This window comes from Lactobacillus sp. M44 (genome assembly GCF_058130005.1).
The window spans coordinates 36,935-54,874 of sequence record NZ_CM176707.1 but is presented as its reverse complement, the minus strand read 5'-3'; the positions used below and the strand labels follow the sequence as shown (position 1 = coordinate 54,874).

15 protein-coding genes and 1 other annotated feature are annotated in these 17,940 nt (G+C 32.0%); of the genes, 13 read left to right on the top strand and 2 right to left on the bottom strand.

Features of this window, described 5'->3' with window-relative positions:
- Positions 1–82 precede the first annotated feature (82 nt).
- From polA to AC38BG_RS00230, 9 genes are all read left to right on the top strand, one after another.
- On the top strand, positions 83–2,743 hold the full coding sequence (gene polA / locus AC38BG_RS00270) for a DNA polymerase I (RefSeq protein WP_489937214.1): 2,661 nt from the start codon (positions 83–85) through the stop codon (positions 2,741–2,743).
- A 9-nt stretch (positions 2,744–2,752) separates the two neighbouring features.
- Positions 2,753–3,583: a bifunctional DNA-formamidopyrimidine glycosylase/DNA-(apurinic or apyrimidinic site) lyase gene (gene mutM / locus AC38BG_RS00265; protein ID WP_489937213.1), complete on the top strand. Its 831-nt coding sequence runs from the start codon at positions 2,753–2,755 to the stop codon at positions 3,581–3,583.
- The gene (gene coaE, locus AC38BG_RS00260) at positions 3,580–4,173 is read left to right on the top strand and encodes a dephospho-CoA kinase (protein WP_489937212.1); all 594 of its coding nucleotides are present in this window, start codon (positions 3,580–3,582) and stop codon (positions 4,171–4,173) included. Before mutM ends, coaE begins: the two co-directional genes overlap by 4 nt.
- Before the next feature lie 5 nt (positions 4,174–4,178).
- Positions 4,179–4,646: a transcriptional regulator NrdR gene (nrdR, locus tag AC38BG_RS00255; RefSeq protein ID WP_489937211.1), complete on the top strand. Its 468-nt coding sequence runs from the start codon at positions 4,179–4,181 to the stop codon at positions 4,644–4,646.
- A gap of 2 nt (positions 4,647–4,648) precedes the next feature.
- Positions 4,649–5,956, top strand: coding sequence for a DnaD domain protein (locus AC38BG_RS00250; protein ID WP_489937210.1), 1,308 nt, complete (start codon positions 4,649–4,651; stop codon positions 5,954–5,956).
- Positions 5,957–5,968: 12 nt separating this feature from the next.
- Positions 5,969–6,877, top strand: coding sequence for a primosomal protein DnaI (gene dnaI / locus AC38BG_RS00245; RefSeq protein ID WP_489937209.1), 909 nt, complete (start codon positions 5,969–5,971; stop codon positions 6,875–6,877).
- Positions 6,878–7,145: 268 nt separating this feature from the next.
- Positions 7,146–9,077: a threonine--tRNA ligase gene (gene thrS, locus AC38BG_RS00240; RefSeq protein ID WP_489937208.1), complete on the top strand. Its 1,932-nt coding sequence runs from the start codon at positions 7,146–7,148 to the stop codon at positions 9,075–9,077.
- A gap of 280 nt (positions 9,078–9,357) precedes the next feature.
- The gene (locus AC38BG_RS00235; protein ID WP_489937207.1) at positions 9,358–10,074 is read left to right on the top strand and encodes a response regulator transcription factor; all 717 of its coding nucleotides are present in this window, start codon (positions 9,358–9,360) and stop codon (positions 10,072–10,074) included.
- The gene (locus tag AC38BG_RS00230) at positions 10,055–11,563 is read left to right on the top strand and encodes a HAMP domain-containing sensor histidine kinase (protein WP_489937812.1); all 1,509 of its coding nucleotides are present in this window, start codon (positions 10,055–10,057) and stop codon (positions 11,561–11,563) included. Before AC38BG_RS00235 ends, AC38BG_RS00230 begins: the two co-directional genes overlap by 20 nt.
- Positions 11,564–11,609: 46 nt before the next feature.
- Here the strand turns inward: AC38BG_RS00230 and yidC are convergent, their stop codons facing one another.
- Together yidC and AC38BG_RS00220 are read right to left on the bottom strand one after the other, a co-directional pair.
- Positions 11,610–12,590, bottom strand: a complete 981-nt coding sequence (gene yidC / locus AC38BG_RS00225) for a membrane protein insertase YidC (protein ID WP_489937206.1) — start codon at positions 12,588–12,590, stop codon at positions 11,610–11,612.
- A gap of 44 nt (positions 12,591–12,634) precedes the next feature.
- Positions 12,635–12,910, bottom strand: a complete 276-nt coding sequence (locus AC38BG_RS00220) for an acylphosphatase (RefSeq protein ID WP_489937205.1) — start codon at positions 12,908–12,910, stop codon at positions 12,635–12,637.
- A gap of 88 nt (positions 12,911–12,998) precedes the next feature.
- Between AC38BG_RS00220 and AC38BG_RS00215 the strand changes: the two genes are divergently transcribed.
- The 4 genes from AC38BG_RS00215 (at position 12,999) to pheT (ending at position 17,922) form a co-directional block, all read left to right on the top strand.
- Positions 12,999–13,769: a TrmH family RNA methyltransferase gene (locus tag AC38BG_RS00215; protein WP_489937204.1), complete on the top strand. Its 771-nt coding sequence runs from the start codon at positions 12,999–13,001 to the stop codon at positions 13,767–13,769.
- A 75-nt stretch (positions 13,770–13,844) separates the two neighbouring features.
- Positions 13,845–14,195, top strand: a complete 351-nt coding sequence (locus tag AC38BG_RS00210; protein WP_489937203.1) for a winged helix-turn-helix transcriptional regulator — start codon at positions 13,845–13,847, stop codon at positions 14,193–14,195.
- A 37-nt stretch (positions 14,196–14,232) separates the two neighbouring features.
- Positions 14,233–14,434: a binding site (T-box leader), on the top strand.
- Between the two features lie 35 nt (positions 14,435–14,469).
- Complete coding sequence (gene pheS, locus AC38BG_RS00205; protein WP_489937202.1) at positions 14,470–15,516, top strand: phenylalanine--tRNA ligase subunit alpha; 1,047 nt, start codon at positions 14,470–14,472, stop codon at positions 15,514–15,516.
- Positions 15,517–17,922, top strand: a complete 2,406-nt coding sequence (gene pheT / locus AC38BG_RS00200; protein ID WP_489937201.1) for a phenylalanine--tRNA ligase subunit beta — start codon at positions 15,517–15,519, stop codon at positions 17,920–17,922.
- Positions 17,923–17,940: the final 18 nt, after the last annotated feature.

The window sequence follows — 17,940 nt, the reverse complement described above, 5'->3', positions numbered from 1 at the left end:
CTGCCTAAGGGTAGTTTTTTTATTAAGCAAAAATAAACTGGTAAAATATTAAGTAAGACAAAACTAATTAAGGGATGCAAAAATGACTAAGAAGAAATTATTATTAATTGATGGAAATTCTGTGGCATTCAGAGCTTTTTATGCGTTATATCGGCAACTAGATAATTTTAAAAGTTCAAAAGGATTACATACTAATGCAATATATGCTTTTAAAAATATGCTTGATGTACTTTTAAAAAATGAACAACCTGATGATATTTTAGTTGCTTTTGATGCAGGGAAAGTTACTTTTAGAACAGCAATGTATCATGACTATAAAGGTGGCAGACAAAAAACTCCTGTAGAACTGTCTGAACAATTGCCTTATATTCGTGAATTATTAACAGATCTTGGAATAAAAAGTTATGAATTAGCCAATTATGAAGCAGATGATATTATTGGAACCTTTGCAACAAAAGGTGAAAACGCTGGTTTTAAAGTGACTATTGTGACAGGAGATCGTGATTTAACTCAGCTTGCATCTGACGATACAACAGTATTAGTTACTAAGTCGGGAGTTTCACAACTAGAAGCTTATACTCCAGAGCATATGAAAGAATTATATGGCGTTACACCAACCGAATTTATCGATATAAAGGCTTTAATGGGAGATAGTTCTGATAATTATCCAGGAGTTACTAAAGTTGGACCTAAGACTGCAGCAAGATTAATTCAAAAATATGGTTCTATTGAAAATTTATATGACCATGTTGATGAAATGAAAAAGTCAAAATTAAAAGAAAATTTGATTGCTGATAAAGATAAAGCTTTTTTAGCTAAAAAGTTAGCTACAATTGACCGTGATGCTCCTGTAACGATCAATATTGGTGATTTAGCTAGAAGAGAAATTAATGTTGAAAAATTGCGTAAGTTTTATGAAGATTTGAATATGAATAGATTTTTAGCAGATCTAAATCAAAATTTATCACAAGATGAAATACAAGTTGAAAAAGAAAATATTAATTATACAGTTTTAACTAAGGATAATTTAAATTTGCTTAAAGCAAAAGATAGAATGACTTTTTATTTAGCAATTCTAGGCGAAAATTATCATTTAGGAGAGCTAATGGGTTTTGCTATCAAAATCGATAATAAAATTTTTGTTAGTCGAGATATTGCTTTATTACAAAATAGCACTATCAGTGATTTGCTCTTAGATAATAAGATTAAGAAAAATATATTTGGCTTAAAAGCAACTATCTATGGTCTTAATCGCTTAAATTTAGCTATTAATTCATGTGATTATGATATGTTGCTAGCTGCATATTTGGTTAATAATGAAAATAATTCTTTTGATTTAGGTGAAATTGGACAACAATATAATAATTATTCAGTTAAGCCAGATGTGGAAGTCTATGGTAAAGGCAAGAGTGAACATGTTCCAGAAAATGATGAAATTTTATTTAATCATATAGGAGCAAAAGTTAAGTTAATTGATGACTTGAAAAAAATTTTATTAGGCAAATTAAAAGAACATGAACAAGATCATTTATTTGAACAAATTGAGATTCCTGTTGCTAAAGTTTTGGCCAAAATGGAAATAACAGGAATGAAAGTTCAAGCTTCTACTTTAGTCCAACTTGAAAATGATTTTGCGATTAGATTGGAAAAAATCAAAAAGAATATTTTTGAACAAGTAGGACAAGAATTCAACTTAAACTCTCCAAAACAACTTGGACATATCTTATTTGAAAAAATGGGCTTGCCGCCAATTAAAAAAACTAAAACAGGATACTCAACTTCAGTTGAAGTATTAGATCAATTAAAAGCCCAAAGTCCAGTAGTAGATGAATTATTAGATTATCGTCAAATTGCTAAAATTCAGTCGACTTATGTAAAAGGTTTATTAGCTGATATTGGTAATGACAGCAAGGTTCATACCAGATATTTGCAAACATTGACCGCAACAGGGCGTTTGTCATCAGTTGATCCTAATTTACAGAATATTCCAATTAGAGTTGATGAAGGAAAACAAATCAGAAAAGCCTTTGTTTCAACATTTGAAAATGGTTATATTTTTTCATGTGATTATTCACAGGTTGAATTACGTGTATTAGCAGATGTTTCTGGTGATAAAAATATGCTAGAAGCATTTAAAACAGGATATGATATCCACACCCACACAGCAATGAAAATTTTTCATTTAAATTCAATTGATGAAGTAACCCCTCAAATGCGTCGTAACGCTAAAGCTGTCAACTTTGGCATTGTTTATGGAATTTCTGATTATGGTTTATCAAAGAATTTAGGAATTAGTCGCAAACAAGCTAAAGAATTCATTGATAATTATTTTAAACAATATCCTCAAATTAAGGACTATATGCATAAAGCAGTACAAAAAGCTCGTGAAAAAGGATATGCTGAAACTATTATGCATCGCAGAAGATATTTACCAGATATCAACAGCAAGAACTATAATTTGCGATCATTTGCTGAAAGAACAGCAATTAATTCGCCAATTCAAGGTAGTGCTGCAGATATTATCAAGATTGCAATGATCAATATGCAGAAAAAACTTGATGAAATGAAGCTTAAAACCAAAATGATTCTTCAGATTCATGATGAATTAGTTTTTGATGTGCCAGCTGATGAATTAGATACAATTAAAGAGATAGTGCCTAAGGTAATGCAAAATGCGGTTAAATTGAAGGTACCATTAATTGCTGATGCAAACTGGGGACACAATTGGTATGAAGCAAAGTAGGTGAAGCAAATGCCTGAAATGCCAGAAGTTGAAACTGTAAAAAAAACGTTGCAAGCTCTAATTGTTGGTAAAACAATTAAGAAAGTAACTGTTTGGTACCCTAAAATTATAGTTGGAGATGCAGAGCAGTTCAGTCAAAAACTCAAGGGTAAAAAAATAAAAAAAATTGACCGTTATGCCAAGTTCCTATTGATTAGATTAACTGATAATCAAACAATAGTATCGCATTTGCGTATGGAAGGAAAGTATCGCTTAACTTCTTCAAATGAACCAAAGCAAAAACATGACCATGTACAATTTGTTTTTGATGATGAAACTGCATTGCGCTATAACGATGTGAGAAAATTTGGAAGAATGCAGTTAGTTGAAACTGGAACGGAAAAAATAGTTACAGGAATTAAAAATTTAGGATTAGAGCCAAATTCACCAGAATTTACACCAGAATATTTTATTCATGCGTTGCAAAAAAAGAAAAAGAATATAAAGTCTACAATTTTAGATCAAACAATTGTAGCAGGATTAGGAAATATCTATGTTGATGAAGTATTGTGGCAGGCAAAGATTCATCCCCTGAGTTTAGCCAATAAAATTCCTAAAAAGCAAATTGTTGAGCTGTACCATGATATTAATAATGAAATTAAATTAGCAATAAAATATCATGGGACAACTATTCATACTTTTTTAGATGCAACTGGCAATTCGGGAAATTTTCAAAGATACTTGCAAGTATATGGTCATGCAGGTGATCCTTGCCTTAGATGTCACACGATTTTAAAAAAAATAAAGGTGAATGGACGAGGGACTACTTTTTGTCCTAAGGAGCAAAAATTATATAAATGACTTTTTATTTAGGATTAACTGGCAGCATAGCAACTGGAAAAAGTACAGCGGATAAGCATTTTAAAGATTTAGGATATAATATAATAGATGCAGATCAAATTGCACATAATCAATTGCAAATAAACCAACCTGGCTGGCAAAATATTAAAAAATATTTTGGAGAGCAGTTTTTAAATGTCGATCAAAGTGTTAACCGTGGTAAACTAGGACAGTTGGTTTTTAATGATCCAGATGCGTTAACTAAGTTAAATCAATTGAATTTACCATTAATAAAAAAAGAAATAATTAGACAGATGCACTTAGCCAAACAAAAACTGGTAATAGTCGATGTTCCATTATTATTTGAAATTAATTTACAGAATTTATTTGATAAAACATTAGTCATTGCTGCATCAAATGAAACTCAATTAAAAAGATTAATGTTACGAAATAATCTTACTAAAGCGCAAGCATTAGCAAGAATTGATAAACAAATGCCAATACAACAAAAAATTAAATTAGCTGACTATGTAATCCAAAATAATGGTGATGTAACGCAGCTAAACCAGAAAATAAATCAGTTACTAACAAAATTACCTATAAAGGAGTGACTAAATTGGAATGCCCAAACTGTCATAAAAATGCTTCTCGCGTGATCGATTCTAGACCATCTGATGAAGGCAGAACTATTAGAAGAAGACGTGAATGTGAAAACTGTGGTTATCGATTCACAACGTTTGAAAGAATTGAACAAACTCCATTATTAGTTATCAAAAATGATGGGACTCGCGAACCATTTAAAAGAGAAAAAATATTGCGTGGCGTTGAAGCTGCTGCGCAAAAAAGACCTGTCACTAGTGATCAAATTGTCGAATTAGTTGATCATGTTGAAGCCGCTGTCAGAAAACAAGGTGTTAGCGAGATTTCATCTAAAAAAATTGGAGAATTCGTGATGAATGAATTAGTTGATGTAGATGATGTCGCATATATTAGATTTGCCAGTATCTATCGCCAATTTCAAGATATGTCAGGATTTATGCGCACAATGGAAGATATTATGCAAAAGCATAATAAGTCGAAATAAATATGTTTAAATCAGCAAACCCAAAGCAGCCTTTTTATGTTGCAAATATTATAAAAGTTAGTGCTAATCAGCAAAAAGTTTTGACTAAGCTCTATCAGCCAATTATTGGTGCGAGTGCAGTTGCTTTATATAATACTTTAGTAAATGAATTTGATTCAATCCCTATTAGAAGTGAATATCATCAAATGAATTATTTACAAGGTGAACTTGATGAAAATTTGAATGATATTTTTGATGACTTACATAAACTAGAAGCAAGTGGATTAATTCGAAGTTTTTTAAATGAAGTGCCAATTATTGGTAAAGTATTGATCTTTCAATTAAATGAAATTCCAAGTGCTCATACTTTTTTTAAAACATATTTAATATCAAGTCTATTATTAGAAAAAGTTGGTACTAAGGTGTTTTCACAATTAACCAGTGAGTTTACGCCTCATATTTTTAATGGGTTAGAAGATGCAACAGAAATTACTGCTAACTTTTTTGATGTATTTCATTTGTCTGATAATGTTGCAATTAAAGCACCTGATGAAGTAAAACAAGCTGCAGTTAAAAGTCACACTGAAGCTTATCAAGTACAAATGGGACAAGTAAAAGCAATCGATTGGGAATTAGTGAAGTCATATTTAGATTATTACCATATTTCAACTAGTGAAGTTGATAATAATCAAAATGAAATTGCGCAAATTATTACTTTTTATAATTTAACTGAAAAGCAATTTGTTGATGAATCAATCAAAAGCTTTACTCCCGGTCAAAAACACCTTGATATGAAAGCAATTCAGCGAATTGTTAATCAAGATATTGGTAGTAATGAGGCAAAGCGCTCAGTTCAACGGCAGCTTTCAAAGACTCCAGCTGAAAAAATAAATGTAGTCAATAAAGACAAAAGCCTATTATATCAAGCAACTCATTTAACTCCTGAAGATTTTTTAATGAAGCTTAAAGAACGCAAAGGTGGCTTTGTATCAGCTAATGAACGTAGAGTAATTTATAGTTTGCAAAATCAATATGGTTTAACTCCAGAATTAATCAATGTATTAGTGTGGACTAGTTTAAAATATAGTTCTGTGATTACACCATTTTCAGCTGAAAAAATTGCTAATGGTTGGCTTCAAAATAATATTACAAATGCAAGTAGTGCAATTAGTTATGTTAATAATTGGCAAAAAAGCAATCGAAATTCTTATTCAAAAAAGCCTTATATTCATAAGGAAAAATCAACGGATTGGACTTCAAAAAAACCTGAAGAAAATGCTGAATTGTCAAATGAAGAGATTAATAAGATTTTTAAAAATTTTGGAAACTAGTAGGTAATTACTGTGAAATCAATTGATGATGTAATACAAAAAATTGTCGATAAAAAAGGTATTAATATTGATGCTAATTCCGCTTATCAAGAAGCATTAAATGATCCAGATGTGCAATTGTTTTTGACAAAAAATAAAGTTGATCAAGAAAATATTCAAAAAAGTTTACCCGATATTTATGAATATGTTCGCGAAAAAACTAATTTTGAAAAAGGCAAATCTGCTATTCCAGGTTATGAGCCTAAATTACAACTAAATGGTAATTTAGTTACTGTCAGTTATGCTCCAACTGCTAAAACAGTAGCAGATCAAGAACAAAAACAAGCCAAATTGCGTTTGGAGTTAATTGATATTTCACCTAATTTTAGGAATATTGAATTAGCCGATGCAAAACAAGATAAGGGCAGAATGAATGCATTAGCTCAAATTGCAGTTTTTATGCAAAAAATTGAAAAAAATGAGCCTGCAAAAGGATTATATTTAGCTGGGGACTTTGGGGTAGGTAAGACTTATTTATTAGCTGGCCTTGCCAATGCTTTAACAAAAGCTCATAAGCATGTAGTATTTTTACATGTACCAACTTTTATTGCTGGGTTGAGTAAACATTTTGATGATAATAGTTTGCAAGATGAAATTATGCATATTGCACAAAGTGATGTGGTGATTTTTGATGATATTGGTGCTGAAACTTTAAGTCCTTGGTCTAGAGATGATGTATTAGGAGTAATTTTACAACATCGAATGGATAACAACTTGCCAACATTTTTCAGTTCAAATATGAGTATGAAAGAGTTGACTGAACATTTTGCTCAAACTAAAAATGCTATTGAAGATGTAAAAGCTAGAAGATTGATGCAACGAGTAAAGTTTTTGAGTCAAGAAGTAATTGTTGGTGGAAAAAATTGGCGTGAATCTATGTAAAAAAACTTGCATGTTTTAAATGAGTGAGTATAATCTACTGTATAAGAAAGACATGATGTTGTTTGTTTCAGAGAGAAAAAGCCTTGTCTGGAAGCTTTTCAATAAAACAACACCCCAATTTCTCTAAAAATAATTTTATAATTATGGGTAACTACTATATAAGTTATTAAAGAGACTATTTTTAGTCTGAAATATGGGTGGAACCACGTGTATTAACGTCCTGATGCATTTATTTAGCATCGGGACTTTTTTGTTTTGGAGGTATATTATGAGTTTTGCAATCACATTGCCTGATGGAAACCAAAAAGATTTTGTACAAGGATTAACAGTTGAAGATTTTGCTAAGAGCATTTCAACTTCATTAGGAAAAGCAGCTGTTGCTGCAAAAGTTGATGGTGAGTTAGTTCCTGTATCATTTTTATTAGATAAAGATCATGCTGTACAAATTATTACAGATAAAGATCCTGAAAGTTCAGATGTTTTAAGAGAAACTGCTGCATTTGCATTAGAAGCTGTTGTTAAAAAGCTCTACCCAGAAATTAAATTGGGAAAGCATAAAGCAGATGATGAAGGTTTTTATGTAGATACTGATAAAGATGATCAAATTAAGGTTACTGAATTGCCAGATCTTGAAAAAGAATTAGCTAAAATAATCAGAAATGGTCAAGCAATTGAATACGCTATGATGAGTAAATCCGATTTGGAAAAAGTATTCGAAGGTGATCCTTACAAGATTGAATTATTAGCTGCTGAAGATGATGAAGTTGCTGTATTTAAACTTGGTGATTTTGTAGACTTTGGGTTCAAAGCATTATTACCAAATACAGGTAAGATCAAAAACTTTAAGTTGTTAAGTGTTGCTGGTGCATATTGGCAAGGCAAGAGTTCTAATCCAATGCTTCAAAGAATCTTTGGTACCGCATTTTTCAAAAAAGCTGATCTAGATGCAGACTTAAAGCGTCGCCAAGAAATTAAAGAACGTGATCATAGAACAATTGGTAGAGATTTAGATTTATTCTTTGTTGACCCTAAAGTGGGTGCAGGTCTTCCTTACTGGATGCCAAAAGGTGCTACAATTCGTCGCGTAATTGAACGCTACATTGTTGATAAAGAAGTTGCTGATGATTATGAACATGTATATACTCCAGTTTTAATGAATTTAGATGCGTATAAGACATCTGGTCACTGGGCACATTATCGTGAAGATATGTTCCCACCAATGGACATGGGTGATGGTGAAATGCTTGAATTGCGTCCAATGAACTGTCCATCACATATTCAAATTTATAAACATCACATTCGTTCATATCGTGAATTACCAATTCGTATTGCCGAATTAGGTATGATGCACCGTTATGAAAAATCAGGCGCTTTATCTGGCTTGCAACGTGTTCGTGAGATGACCTTAAATGACGGTCATACTTTTGTTGCACTTGATCAAATCCAAGATGAATTTGCTAAGATTTTACGCTTAATCATGGATGTTTATAAAGATTTTGATATTACTGATTACTACTTCCGTCTATCATATCGTGATCCAAAGAACACTGATAAGTATTTTGCAAATGATGAAATGTGGGAAAAAGCACAAAAGATGCTTAAGGGTGCTATGGATGACTTACATTTGGATTATGTTGAAGCAGAAGGTGAAGCTGCATTTTATGGTCCAAAGCTTGATATTCAAACTAAGACTGCATTAGGTAATGATGAAACTATGTCAACTATTCAATTAGACTTCATGTTGCCAGAAAAGTTCAATTTAACTTATGTAGGCAAAGATGGTGAAGAACATCGTCCAGTTATGATTCACCGTGGTGTTGTTGGTACTATGGAACGTTTTGTAGCTTACTTAACTGAAATTTACAAGGGAGCATTTCCAACCTGGCTTGCTCCAGTTCAAGTAAATATTATTCCTGTTAACTTAGATGCTCATGCAAAATATGCTAAAAAAATTAAGCATGAACTAGTAAAGCGTGGTTTCAGAGTAAACTTAGATATGCGTAATGAAAAGATGGGTTATAAGATCCGTGAATCACAAACTCAAAAAGTTCCATATACTTTAGTTTTAGGTGATGATGAAATGAATTCAGGTAAAGTAAATGTTCGTCGTTATGGTGAACAAGAGCAAGTACCTGCTCCATTAGAAGAATTTATTGCTGAAATTACTCAAGATGTAGAAAGTTACTCTAGAGAAAACTAAATTTTAATTATTAGAACATAAATATATAAAATCCGTTTTTGTGTGATTGAGATTGCACAGAGACGGATTTTTTTCGGTCTAGATAATTTTAATTTTAAAAATATATTGAATGCACCATTTTACTAGTCCCATATATGTTTTCAAGGCATACGGCTTTCTGTTATGGCTTGTTTTTTTGTCAATTCTATAATATGATTAATTTATTAAAAAACAAGAATTATTTTATATTTTATTTTTAAACTCTTGCATTTATGTATTTATAAAGGTGGAAATTTTGACAATGAAACGCATTCTAATTATTGAAGATGAAAAAAATTTAGCAAGATTTGTGCAACTAGAATTAGAACATGAAAAATATGAAGTTGTGGTAGAAAGCAATGGTAGAAAGGGATTAGAGTTAGCATTAAATGAAAATTTTGATGCGATTTTACTTGACTTAATGTTACCTGATCTAAATGGGTTAGAAATTGCTCGTAGATTGCGTCAAATAAAAACTACTCCAATCATCATGATGACTGCAAGAGACTCTGTAATTGATCGAGTTAGTGGATTAGATCATGGTGCAGATGATTATATTATTAAGCCTTTTGCAATTGAAGAATTACTTGTAAGATTACGTGCTGTATTGCGCCGTGTACGAATCGAAAAGCGTGCCAATGGTGTTTCTAATACTGCTAAGAAAGTCATCAAGTTTAATGATTTAACTATTGAAACTGCTAATCGTGTGGTTCACCGTGGTAATAAAATCATTGATTTAACAAAGCGTGAATATAACTTGTTAATGACTTTAATTGAAAACAAAAATAATGTTGTTAGCCGTGAAGAATTACTTAAAAAAATCTGGGGTTCTGAATCAAACATTGAAACTAACGTTGTAGAAGTATATGTTCGTTATTTGAGGAATAAAATTGATGCTCCAGGCCAACCTTCATACATTAAAACTATTCGCGGTGTAGGATACATGGTAAGAGAAAATGATGCGCCAATTTCTGAATAAATATAAAAAAGAGACTCATAAATCATCATTAGTTAGACAATGGGTAAGTTTAGTGGCTTTGATGATTACGGTCTCTTTTGTTGTCTTTTCAGTAATAATTTATACAATTGTGAGTCAGCAATTTTTAACTCAACAAAAACAAATTACCAGAGGAGTTATAACTACCTTCGAAACCCGATTAGGTGGCATTTATGATGAATTAACTATTGCAAATGTTGTTCCTGCTTTATCTCCTGGCACGCAAAATGTGTTACGAGGTGTGCCATCTGAAAATATTCAAGCGGGAACTGAAACTAAGAAAAATCGTTTTAATGATGATTTATTAGCTACTTTGACTAATCCAGACATTAGTGTGGTGGTTTATGATAAACAAGGAAATGTAGTATTTGCCAATGGAAATGATTCTAATACTTTGCCCAAGATTAAAAATAATTATACTGAAAAAGTGGTTAATGCTGGTGGTCAAAAAAATCTAATGATTTATGGACAAATTCGTTCGATTGCAAATGAAAAAGTTACAGGATATATTGTTGTAACTAATAAAATGAGCAATTACAACAAAGTCTTGCGCAGATTACGATGGTCAATGATCATTATTTCATTACTGGCAATTATAATGTTAATTAGCATTACTTACTTAATTGTGAAAAGAATTGTCGCTCCCGTGAATGAAATGGAAAAAGTTGCCAGTGCTGTAGATAAAGATCCTGATAGTACTGCTAGAATTCCAGATTTACATCGAGATGACGAATTAGGCAGACTAGCTTGTTCATTTAATCAGATGCTTGATCGCGTTCAAAGCTATATTCAGCAACAAAAGCAATTCGTGAGCGATGTTTCACATGAACTCAGAACCCCAGTTGCTGTGATTCAAGGGCATTTAAATTTAATTAAACGCTGGGGAAAAGATGATCCTAAAGTTTTAAAGGAATCAATTGATGCATCCCTGCAAGAAACTAATCGTATGGAACATCTAATCTCTGAAATGCTTGATTTAACTCGCGCTGAACAAGTTGATGTTCAATATCCTGATGCAAAAACTGATGTCAATGAAGTGATTAAAAGAGTAGTTAATGACTTACATCTAGTTCATCCAGATTTTAATCTGCAATTGCATAACAGCTTACCTTCACATGCAGAAATTAAGATGTTCCGTAATCATTTTGAGCAATTATTAGTAATTTTAATTGATAATGCTGTTAAATATTCAACTGATAAAAAACAAGTCAATATTGATGCTGCAATAGATAATAATTTTGTAGTGATTAAAGTTCAAGATTTTGGTGAAGGAATATCTGATAATGAAAATAATAAAATCTTTAATCGATTCTATCGTGTAGACAAAGCTCGTACTCGTGAAAGGGGTGGTAATGGTTTAGGTTTATCAATTGCAAAACAATTAGTTGAAAATTATCATGGGACTATTTCAGTTACTTCAAAACCTGATGTAGGTAGTACCTTTGAATTAAAGTTCCCATTAGTAAAATAGATTATATGCAAAAAGCATTGCGGAATCAAAGTTCTACAATGCTTTTTTATTTATGATGTTGTTGTTTACCAGAATTTCGTTTACGTAAATCTTGATGTAGTTTTTGTTCATTAACGGATGTAGTAGGTGCAGCAGTTGAAACAGAACTAGTTGTAGTAGTTAAGATCTTGTCGATAACTTGCTGTGTTACAACTTGCTTTAATGGATGCTCTTTTAATTCTTCATCAACTTCTTTTTTAGTTCTTGGCATAACTAAAAATGTTGTGATTAGTTGTTGTAAAATAGCAATTAATCCACCAATTAAGTAGTAAAATGCTAGGGCTGCAGGGAATGTAATACTGAAGAAGAATGTCATCAATGGACTTAAAACTAAAGTCATTTGCATAGTTTTTTTCTGTTCATCGGGCAATCCAATTAATGAAATATATCCTTGGACTAAGTAAGATAACCCAGCTAATACCGCTAGCAAAAATGATCGATGACCTAAAGCGATTCCCATGAATGAACTATTAGCAAGTTCTGGTGAATATGCAATAGCTTGATAAATACCTATCATAATAGGAAATTGCAAAATTAGTGGCAAACATCCAATACCACCAGTTAGAGAAAGATTGTTTTCTTTATAAATTTTCATTTGCAACTGGCTGATTTGCATTTGTTGTTCTTGGCCGATTCCTGGACGCTTTAAAGCAGTTTGAATGAGCTTTATTTGGGGCTGCAATCTAGACATTTTTTCTTGTTGACGCACACTTTTGCGTTGAGTTGAAAGCATTAAAGGCATCAAAATTAATCTAACTATAAAAGTAATAATTGCAATTGCCCAACCAGGTCCATTAGATCCACCAATTTTATGTTGAACTGCCACCATTAAATGTTCAATTGGTAGGCCAATCCATTTATAAACCCAATAATATGGACCGCTAGTTGGTGCTTTTAAGACACTAGTTGATTGTGTACAAGCTGTTAATAATAAAGTTACCAACAGCAAAAAACCAATAGCTGGTAAATATTTTTTTAATTTTTTCATTAAGTGTTTTCACCATCTCTTGTAATTCTGATTTTAGGTTAACATTAATATAATACATGAAAACCATGTAAAGGATCCACATTTAATAATAGTTTTTGCGAAATATTATCAATTTTGGCAGATGGTGATGTTGAAGTTGGAAGAGATGCAATAAAATGATCCAATAATTGTTTATCCCCTTGAATTACCATCGTAACACTTCCGTCATATTCATTTTTTACAGTGCCTTTGATATTCATTTTTTTGGCAAGCATCTGCGAAGTCCATCTAAAGCCAACACCTTGGACAATGCCAGTAATATTTAATTCTCTAGTTTCCATAAAAAATTCTTCCTTTCGTAATTAATTTTATTCTAACATGACAAATTATAGGTAGATTAAGTAAAATAGCTATTGAGGAGAAAATTACATGTTACAAATAAGTTCAACTACCAATCAAACAATCAAAAATTTAGTCAAGCTGCAACAAAAAAAGTATCGCTTGAACACACAAAGCTATATAATTGAAGGGTATCATTTAATTCAAGAAGCTTTAAATAGTAATCAAGATTATCAGTATATTTTGGGCAGTCAAGAGGCTTTAGAAAAACTCGCTAGTGAAAATAATCTTGATTTGACTAGTAAAACAATTATTCAAATTAATACTGCAATTGCACGACATTTGAGTGAAACTAAAAATTCTCAAAACATTTTTATGGTATTAAAAATTAACCAACCTAAAAATTTTACTTTTTCATATGGAAAATGGGTGATTTTAGACAATTTATCTGATCCAGGAAATGTTGGTACCATTATCAGAACTGCTGATGCGGCTGGATTTAATGGGGTGATTTTTTCAAAGCAAAGTGTTGATTTGTATAATCCAAAAGTTCAGCGCGCAATGCAAGGGAGTCAGTTCCATATTACAATTTTGCAAGAAAAATCATTGAAAGATACAATTGCTAGTTTTAAAGAATTCGATATACCTGTATATGCAAGTGTATTAAATAAACAAGCAAAGAAAATTGCTGAATTTAAATCAATTCCCCAGCTTGCATTAATTATTGGGAATGAAGCACATGGTGTGTCTTCTGATATATCTAACATGGCTGATGAAAAAATCTATATTCCAATTTATGGTAAAGCAGAATCGCTAAATGCAGCAGTTGCTGCTGGAATAATGATTTATCATTTTGCATAGAACATTTTACTTGTATTTAGTAAGTAAAACTAGGTATAATACCAACTGTAACAATATTACGAGGAGATATGAGAGATGCTAGAAAACGTGCAAGTAAAAGACGTTGACTGTAGCGATCCTGAAAACTACAATTTGTGCACCCATTTTATTAATGCATTTGGCATTATTGGTAAAAAATGGAACGGATTAATTATAAGTAGTTTATGTGATACTAAACAAATGCGTTTTAAGGATTTGGCTAGAACTGTAAATGCCTGTTCAGATCGTGTATTAGTTCAACGTTTAAAAGAATTAGAGCAAGAAAAAATTGTATCAAGAAATGTTGATCAAGAAACAGGGATTATCAGCTATACTTTGACTGAAAAGGGTGTTGAATTGAAGCCTGTATTTGATCAAGTGCATAATTGGGCTAATAAATGGTCATAAAAATTTGCAACAAAGTCTAAAAAGATTTAACATAATATTACCTACTGTGAACAAGACTAGTAACAATAAAAATATAAAAAAGAGAATATTATCAATAGCTGAAAGATAATTTTATAAATAGTTGTGAATTTCATCTTGTGAGTCGAAATAATATGTTTCCGGTATTTCACCGTTATTGAAATTAAAGTGTGAGTTTATAAGCTCAAATCAGGGTGGTACCGCGAAGCTTCGTCCCTTTATGGGATGAGGCTTTTTTTATGGAAAGGATCTAGAAATGGATTTAAAGCAGCATTTGCAGGAATTAAAAAAACAAGGTCTGCAAGAAATTAATAATGCAAAAAGTGAAAAAGATTTAAATGATGCACGTGTTGATCTAGTTGGACGCAAAGGTTCATTAACTGAAATTTTGCATTCAATGGGACAATTTTCACCTGAACAGCGCAAAGAAATAGGCCAACAAGTTAACCAATTGCGCGATATGTTCAATAAAGCAATTGCTGATACTAAAAATGAAATTGAAAAGCAAGTTCAAAAGGCTCGCTTAATTCAAGAACAAATTGATGTAACTTTGCCAGGACGTCAAATGAAGTTAGGTTCTAAACATGTAATTAGAATCATTGAAGATGATTTAGAACGTTTTTTCATTGGATTAGGTTATAAAGTAGTCCAAGGTCCTGAAGTTGAAAGCGAACACTATAATTTTGAAATGCTTAACTTGCCCAAAGATCACCCAGCACGAGATATGCAGGCTACATTCTTCGTAGATGATAGTCATTTATTACGTTCACAAACTTCTCCAGTTCAAGCAAGAACTTTAGAAAAACATGACTTTAATCAAGGTCCATTGAAGATGGTATCACCAGGCAAGGTATATCGTAGAGATGATGATGATGCAACGCATTCACATCAATTTATGCAGATGGAAGGGTTAGTTGTCGATAAAAATATCACTATGAGTGATTTAAAAGGTACTTTGCAAGCAGTCGCAAAACATGTATTTGGAGAGCGTGATACAAGATTGCGCCCAAGTTACTTTCCATTTACTGAACCATCAGTTGAAATGGATGTTACTTGTTTTAACTGTAATGGTAAAGGCTGTAGCGTATGTAAATATACTGGCTGGATTGAAGTTTTAGGTGCAGGTATGGTTCATCCTAATGTCTTAGATAATGCAGGAGTTGACAGTAATGTATATGGCGGTTTTGCTTTTGGATTAGGGCTAGATCGTTTTGCAATTTTGAAATATGGAATTGACGATATTCGTGACTTTTATACAAATGATGTTAGATTTTTACAACAATTTAGACAGGAGGAAGACTAGATGTTAGTTTCATATAAGTGGTTACAGGACTTTTTGCCAGTAAAAACTGATCCTAAAGACCTAGCTGAAAAAATTACTAGAACAGGTATCGAAATTGCTAGTGTACGTCATCCAATGGAGGGATTAAAGAAATTAGTAGTAGGACATATCTTAGAATGTGAACCACATCCAGATTCTGATCACTTATCAATTACTCAAGTTGATGTTGGACAAGATGAACCATTACAAATTGTTTGTGGTGCGCCAAATGTTGCTGCAGGTCAATATGTGATTGTTGCTTTACATGGAGCAAGAATTGCAGGTAATGAAAAAATCAAGCGTGGGAAAATCCGTGGCGTCAAATCAGATGGTATGATTTGTGGATTGCAAGAAATTGGTTTTCCAGATAGTGTGGTTCCTGAAGAATTTGTAAATGGAATTTATGTTTTCCCAGATAAAGAAACTCCAGGCGCTGAAGTTTATGATTTATTAGGGATGGATGATTATATCTTAGATTTTGATATTACTCCGAATAGAGCTGATACTTTATCAATGGAAGGTGCAGCTTATGAAGTAGGTGCAATTGAAGATGAAAAGCCAAAAATTGAACCAGTATTTTTGAAAGCTGATGGTCCAGATTGGACAGAGGAATTACAAGTTGTAGCTGATGAAAAATTAGCACCAAAATTTTTCTTAAGAAAATTAACTAATGTCAAAATTGCACCAAGTCCATTGTGGTTACAAATCAGATTATGGAATGCTGGAATCAGACCGGTAAATAATGTGGTTGATGCAACCAATTATGTAATGCTATTAACTGGTCAACCAATGCACGCATATGATGCACAAGTCTTTGATACTAAAAGATTAGAAGTTCGTTTAGCAAATAAAGATGAGAAGATGACTTTGTTAAATGACAAAGAAATTAATCTTGATCCAGAAGATATTGTAATTACTAATGGTGACAATATTGTTTCTTTAGCTGGGGTTATGGGAAGTAAATTTGCTGAAGTAACAGACAAGACAACTGATGTAATTTTGGAATCTGCAATTTTTGATAGTGCTCTAGTTAGAAAAGCTGCATTGCGTCATGATGCAAGAAGTGAAGCATCATCTCGTTTTGAAAAAGGTGTCAACTGGGATAATACTCAAAAAGCAATTGATATGGCAGCATTATTGTTAAGAAATGAAGCTTCAGCTGTTGTTTGCACTGGTGAAATTAAAGCAACTGATAAAATTCGCAAACCAGTGGTAATTGAAACTACAATTTCTCATATCAATAAAGTTTTAGGAACTAAGTTAACTGGAGATGAGATAGAGGAAATCTTTGGTAGATTAGAGTTCACTACATTACTTGCTGGTGATAAGATCACAGTAACTGTACCTAATCGCAGGTGGGATATTGAAATTCCAGCAGATTTAATTGAAGAAGTAGTTAGAATTTATGGGTATGATAATTTAGCAGCTACTAGACCATATTCAATTGAAACTCAAGGTGGATATTCTTCAGATGAAATAAAATTACGTCACTTACGCAATTTAGTTGAAGGACAAGGTTTGGTTGAAACTATCAATTATTCATTGACGAGCCCTGAAAAAGCTAATTTGTTTACTAAAAATAATAAGGACTTAGTTGAAGTTAAGTGGCCAATGAACTCATCTAGAAGTGTATTACGCAAGAACTTAATTAGTGGATTATTAGATACAGCTTCATATAATATTGCCCGTAAACAAGGTGAGCTTCAAATTTTTGAGCAAGGTCGTGTATTTAATAAAACGACTAATGATCATGCTGAATATGAACATTTGGCTGGCTTATATTCTGGTTTAGTCGCACAAAACAATTGGCAACATATTGATCAAAAAGTTGATTTTTATTATGTAAAAGGTCAACTAGAAGATTTGTTTAAAGCAATTGGAGTAACAGGTGTCATTTATGAAGCGGATGAAATTGCTGGGATGCACCCAACAAGAACAGCAAAAATTTTAGCTAATGATCAAACAATTGGATTTATAGGACAAGTGATGTTACCAGCCAACTTATTTGATAAAAACTTAAATGGTCGAGAAATCTATGTATATGAACTTGACCTAACTCAAATTTTGCCGATGATGGAAAAAGATATTAAGTCAAAACCAGCTCCAAAATATCCAAGTATTGAACGTGACTTATCAGTCCTAGTAAGCGGAGAATTGACTAATAATGAAATTGAGAAAGTTATTAAAGAAAATGCTGGCAAATATTTAGTTAATCTTGATGTAATTGATGTATATGAAGGTAATCAAATTTTAATCAATATGAGGTCAATTGCATATAAACTTATCTTTAGAAATGATAATGATACTTTGACTGATGATGTGGCAAGTGCTGCAATGGATAAAGTTCAAAGTGCATTGAAAGAAAAATTAGGTGCTGAAATTAGATAAAAGCCTTGACTTTTAAGC

Excerpts from the sequence above, each read along its gene's own strand:
- polA (WP_489937214.1), top strand. The coding sequence starts at position 83 with ATGACTAAGAAGAAATTATTATTAATTGATGGAAATTCTGTGGCATTC.
- mutM (WP_489937213.1), top strand. The coding sequence starts at position 2,753 with ATGCCTGAAATGCCAGAAGTTGAAACTGTAAAAAAAACGTTGCAAGCT.
- coaE (WP_489937212.1), top strand. The coding sequence starts at position 3,580 with ATGACTTTTTATTTAGGATTAACTGGCAGCATAGCAACTGGAAAAAGT.
- AC38BG_RS00250 (WP_489937210.1), top strand. The coding sequence starts at position 4,649 with ATGTTTAAATCAGCAAACCCAAAGCAGCCTTTTTATGTTGCAAATATT.
- thrS (WP_489937208.1), top strand. The coding sequence starts at position 7,146 with ATGAGTTTTGCAATCACATTGCCTGATGGAAACCAAAAAGATTTTGTA.
- AC38BG_RS00235 (WP_489937207.1), top strand. The coding sequence starts at position 9,358 with ATGAAACGCATTCTAATTATTGAAGATGAAAAAAATTTAGCAAGATTT.
- AC38BG_RS00230 (WP_489937812.1), top strand. The coding sequence starts at position 10,055 with ATGCGCCAATTTCTGAATAAATATAAAAAAGAGACTCATAAATCATCA.
- yidC (WP_489937206.1), bottom strand. The coding sequence starts at position 12,590 with ATGAAAAAATTAAAAAAATATTTACCAGCTATTGGTTTTTTGCTGTTG.
- AC38BG_RS00220 (WP_489937205.1), bottom strand. The coding sequence starts at position 12,910 with ATGGAAACTAGAGAATTAAATATTACTGGCATTGTCCAAGGTGTTGGC.
- AC38BG_RS00215 (WP_489937204.1), top strand. The coding sequence starts at position 12,999 with ATGTTACAAATAAGTTCAACTACCAATCAAACAATCAAAAATTTAGTC.
- AC38BG_RS00210 (WP_489937203.1), top strand. The coding sequence starts at position 13,845 with ATGCTAGAAAACGTGCAAGTAAAAGACGTTGACTGTAGCGATCCTGAA.
- pheS (WP_489937202.1), top strand. The coding sequence starts at position 14,470 with ATGGATTTAAAGCAGCATTTGCAGGAATTAAAAAAACAAGGTCTGCAA.
- pheT (WP_489937201.1), top strand. The coding sequence starts at position 15,517 with ATGTTAGTTTCATATAAGTGGTTACAGGACTTTTTGCCAGTAAAAACT.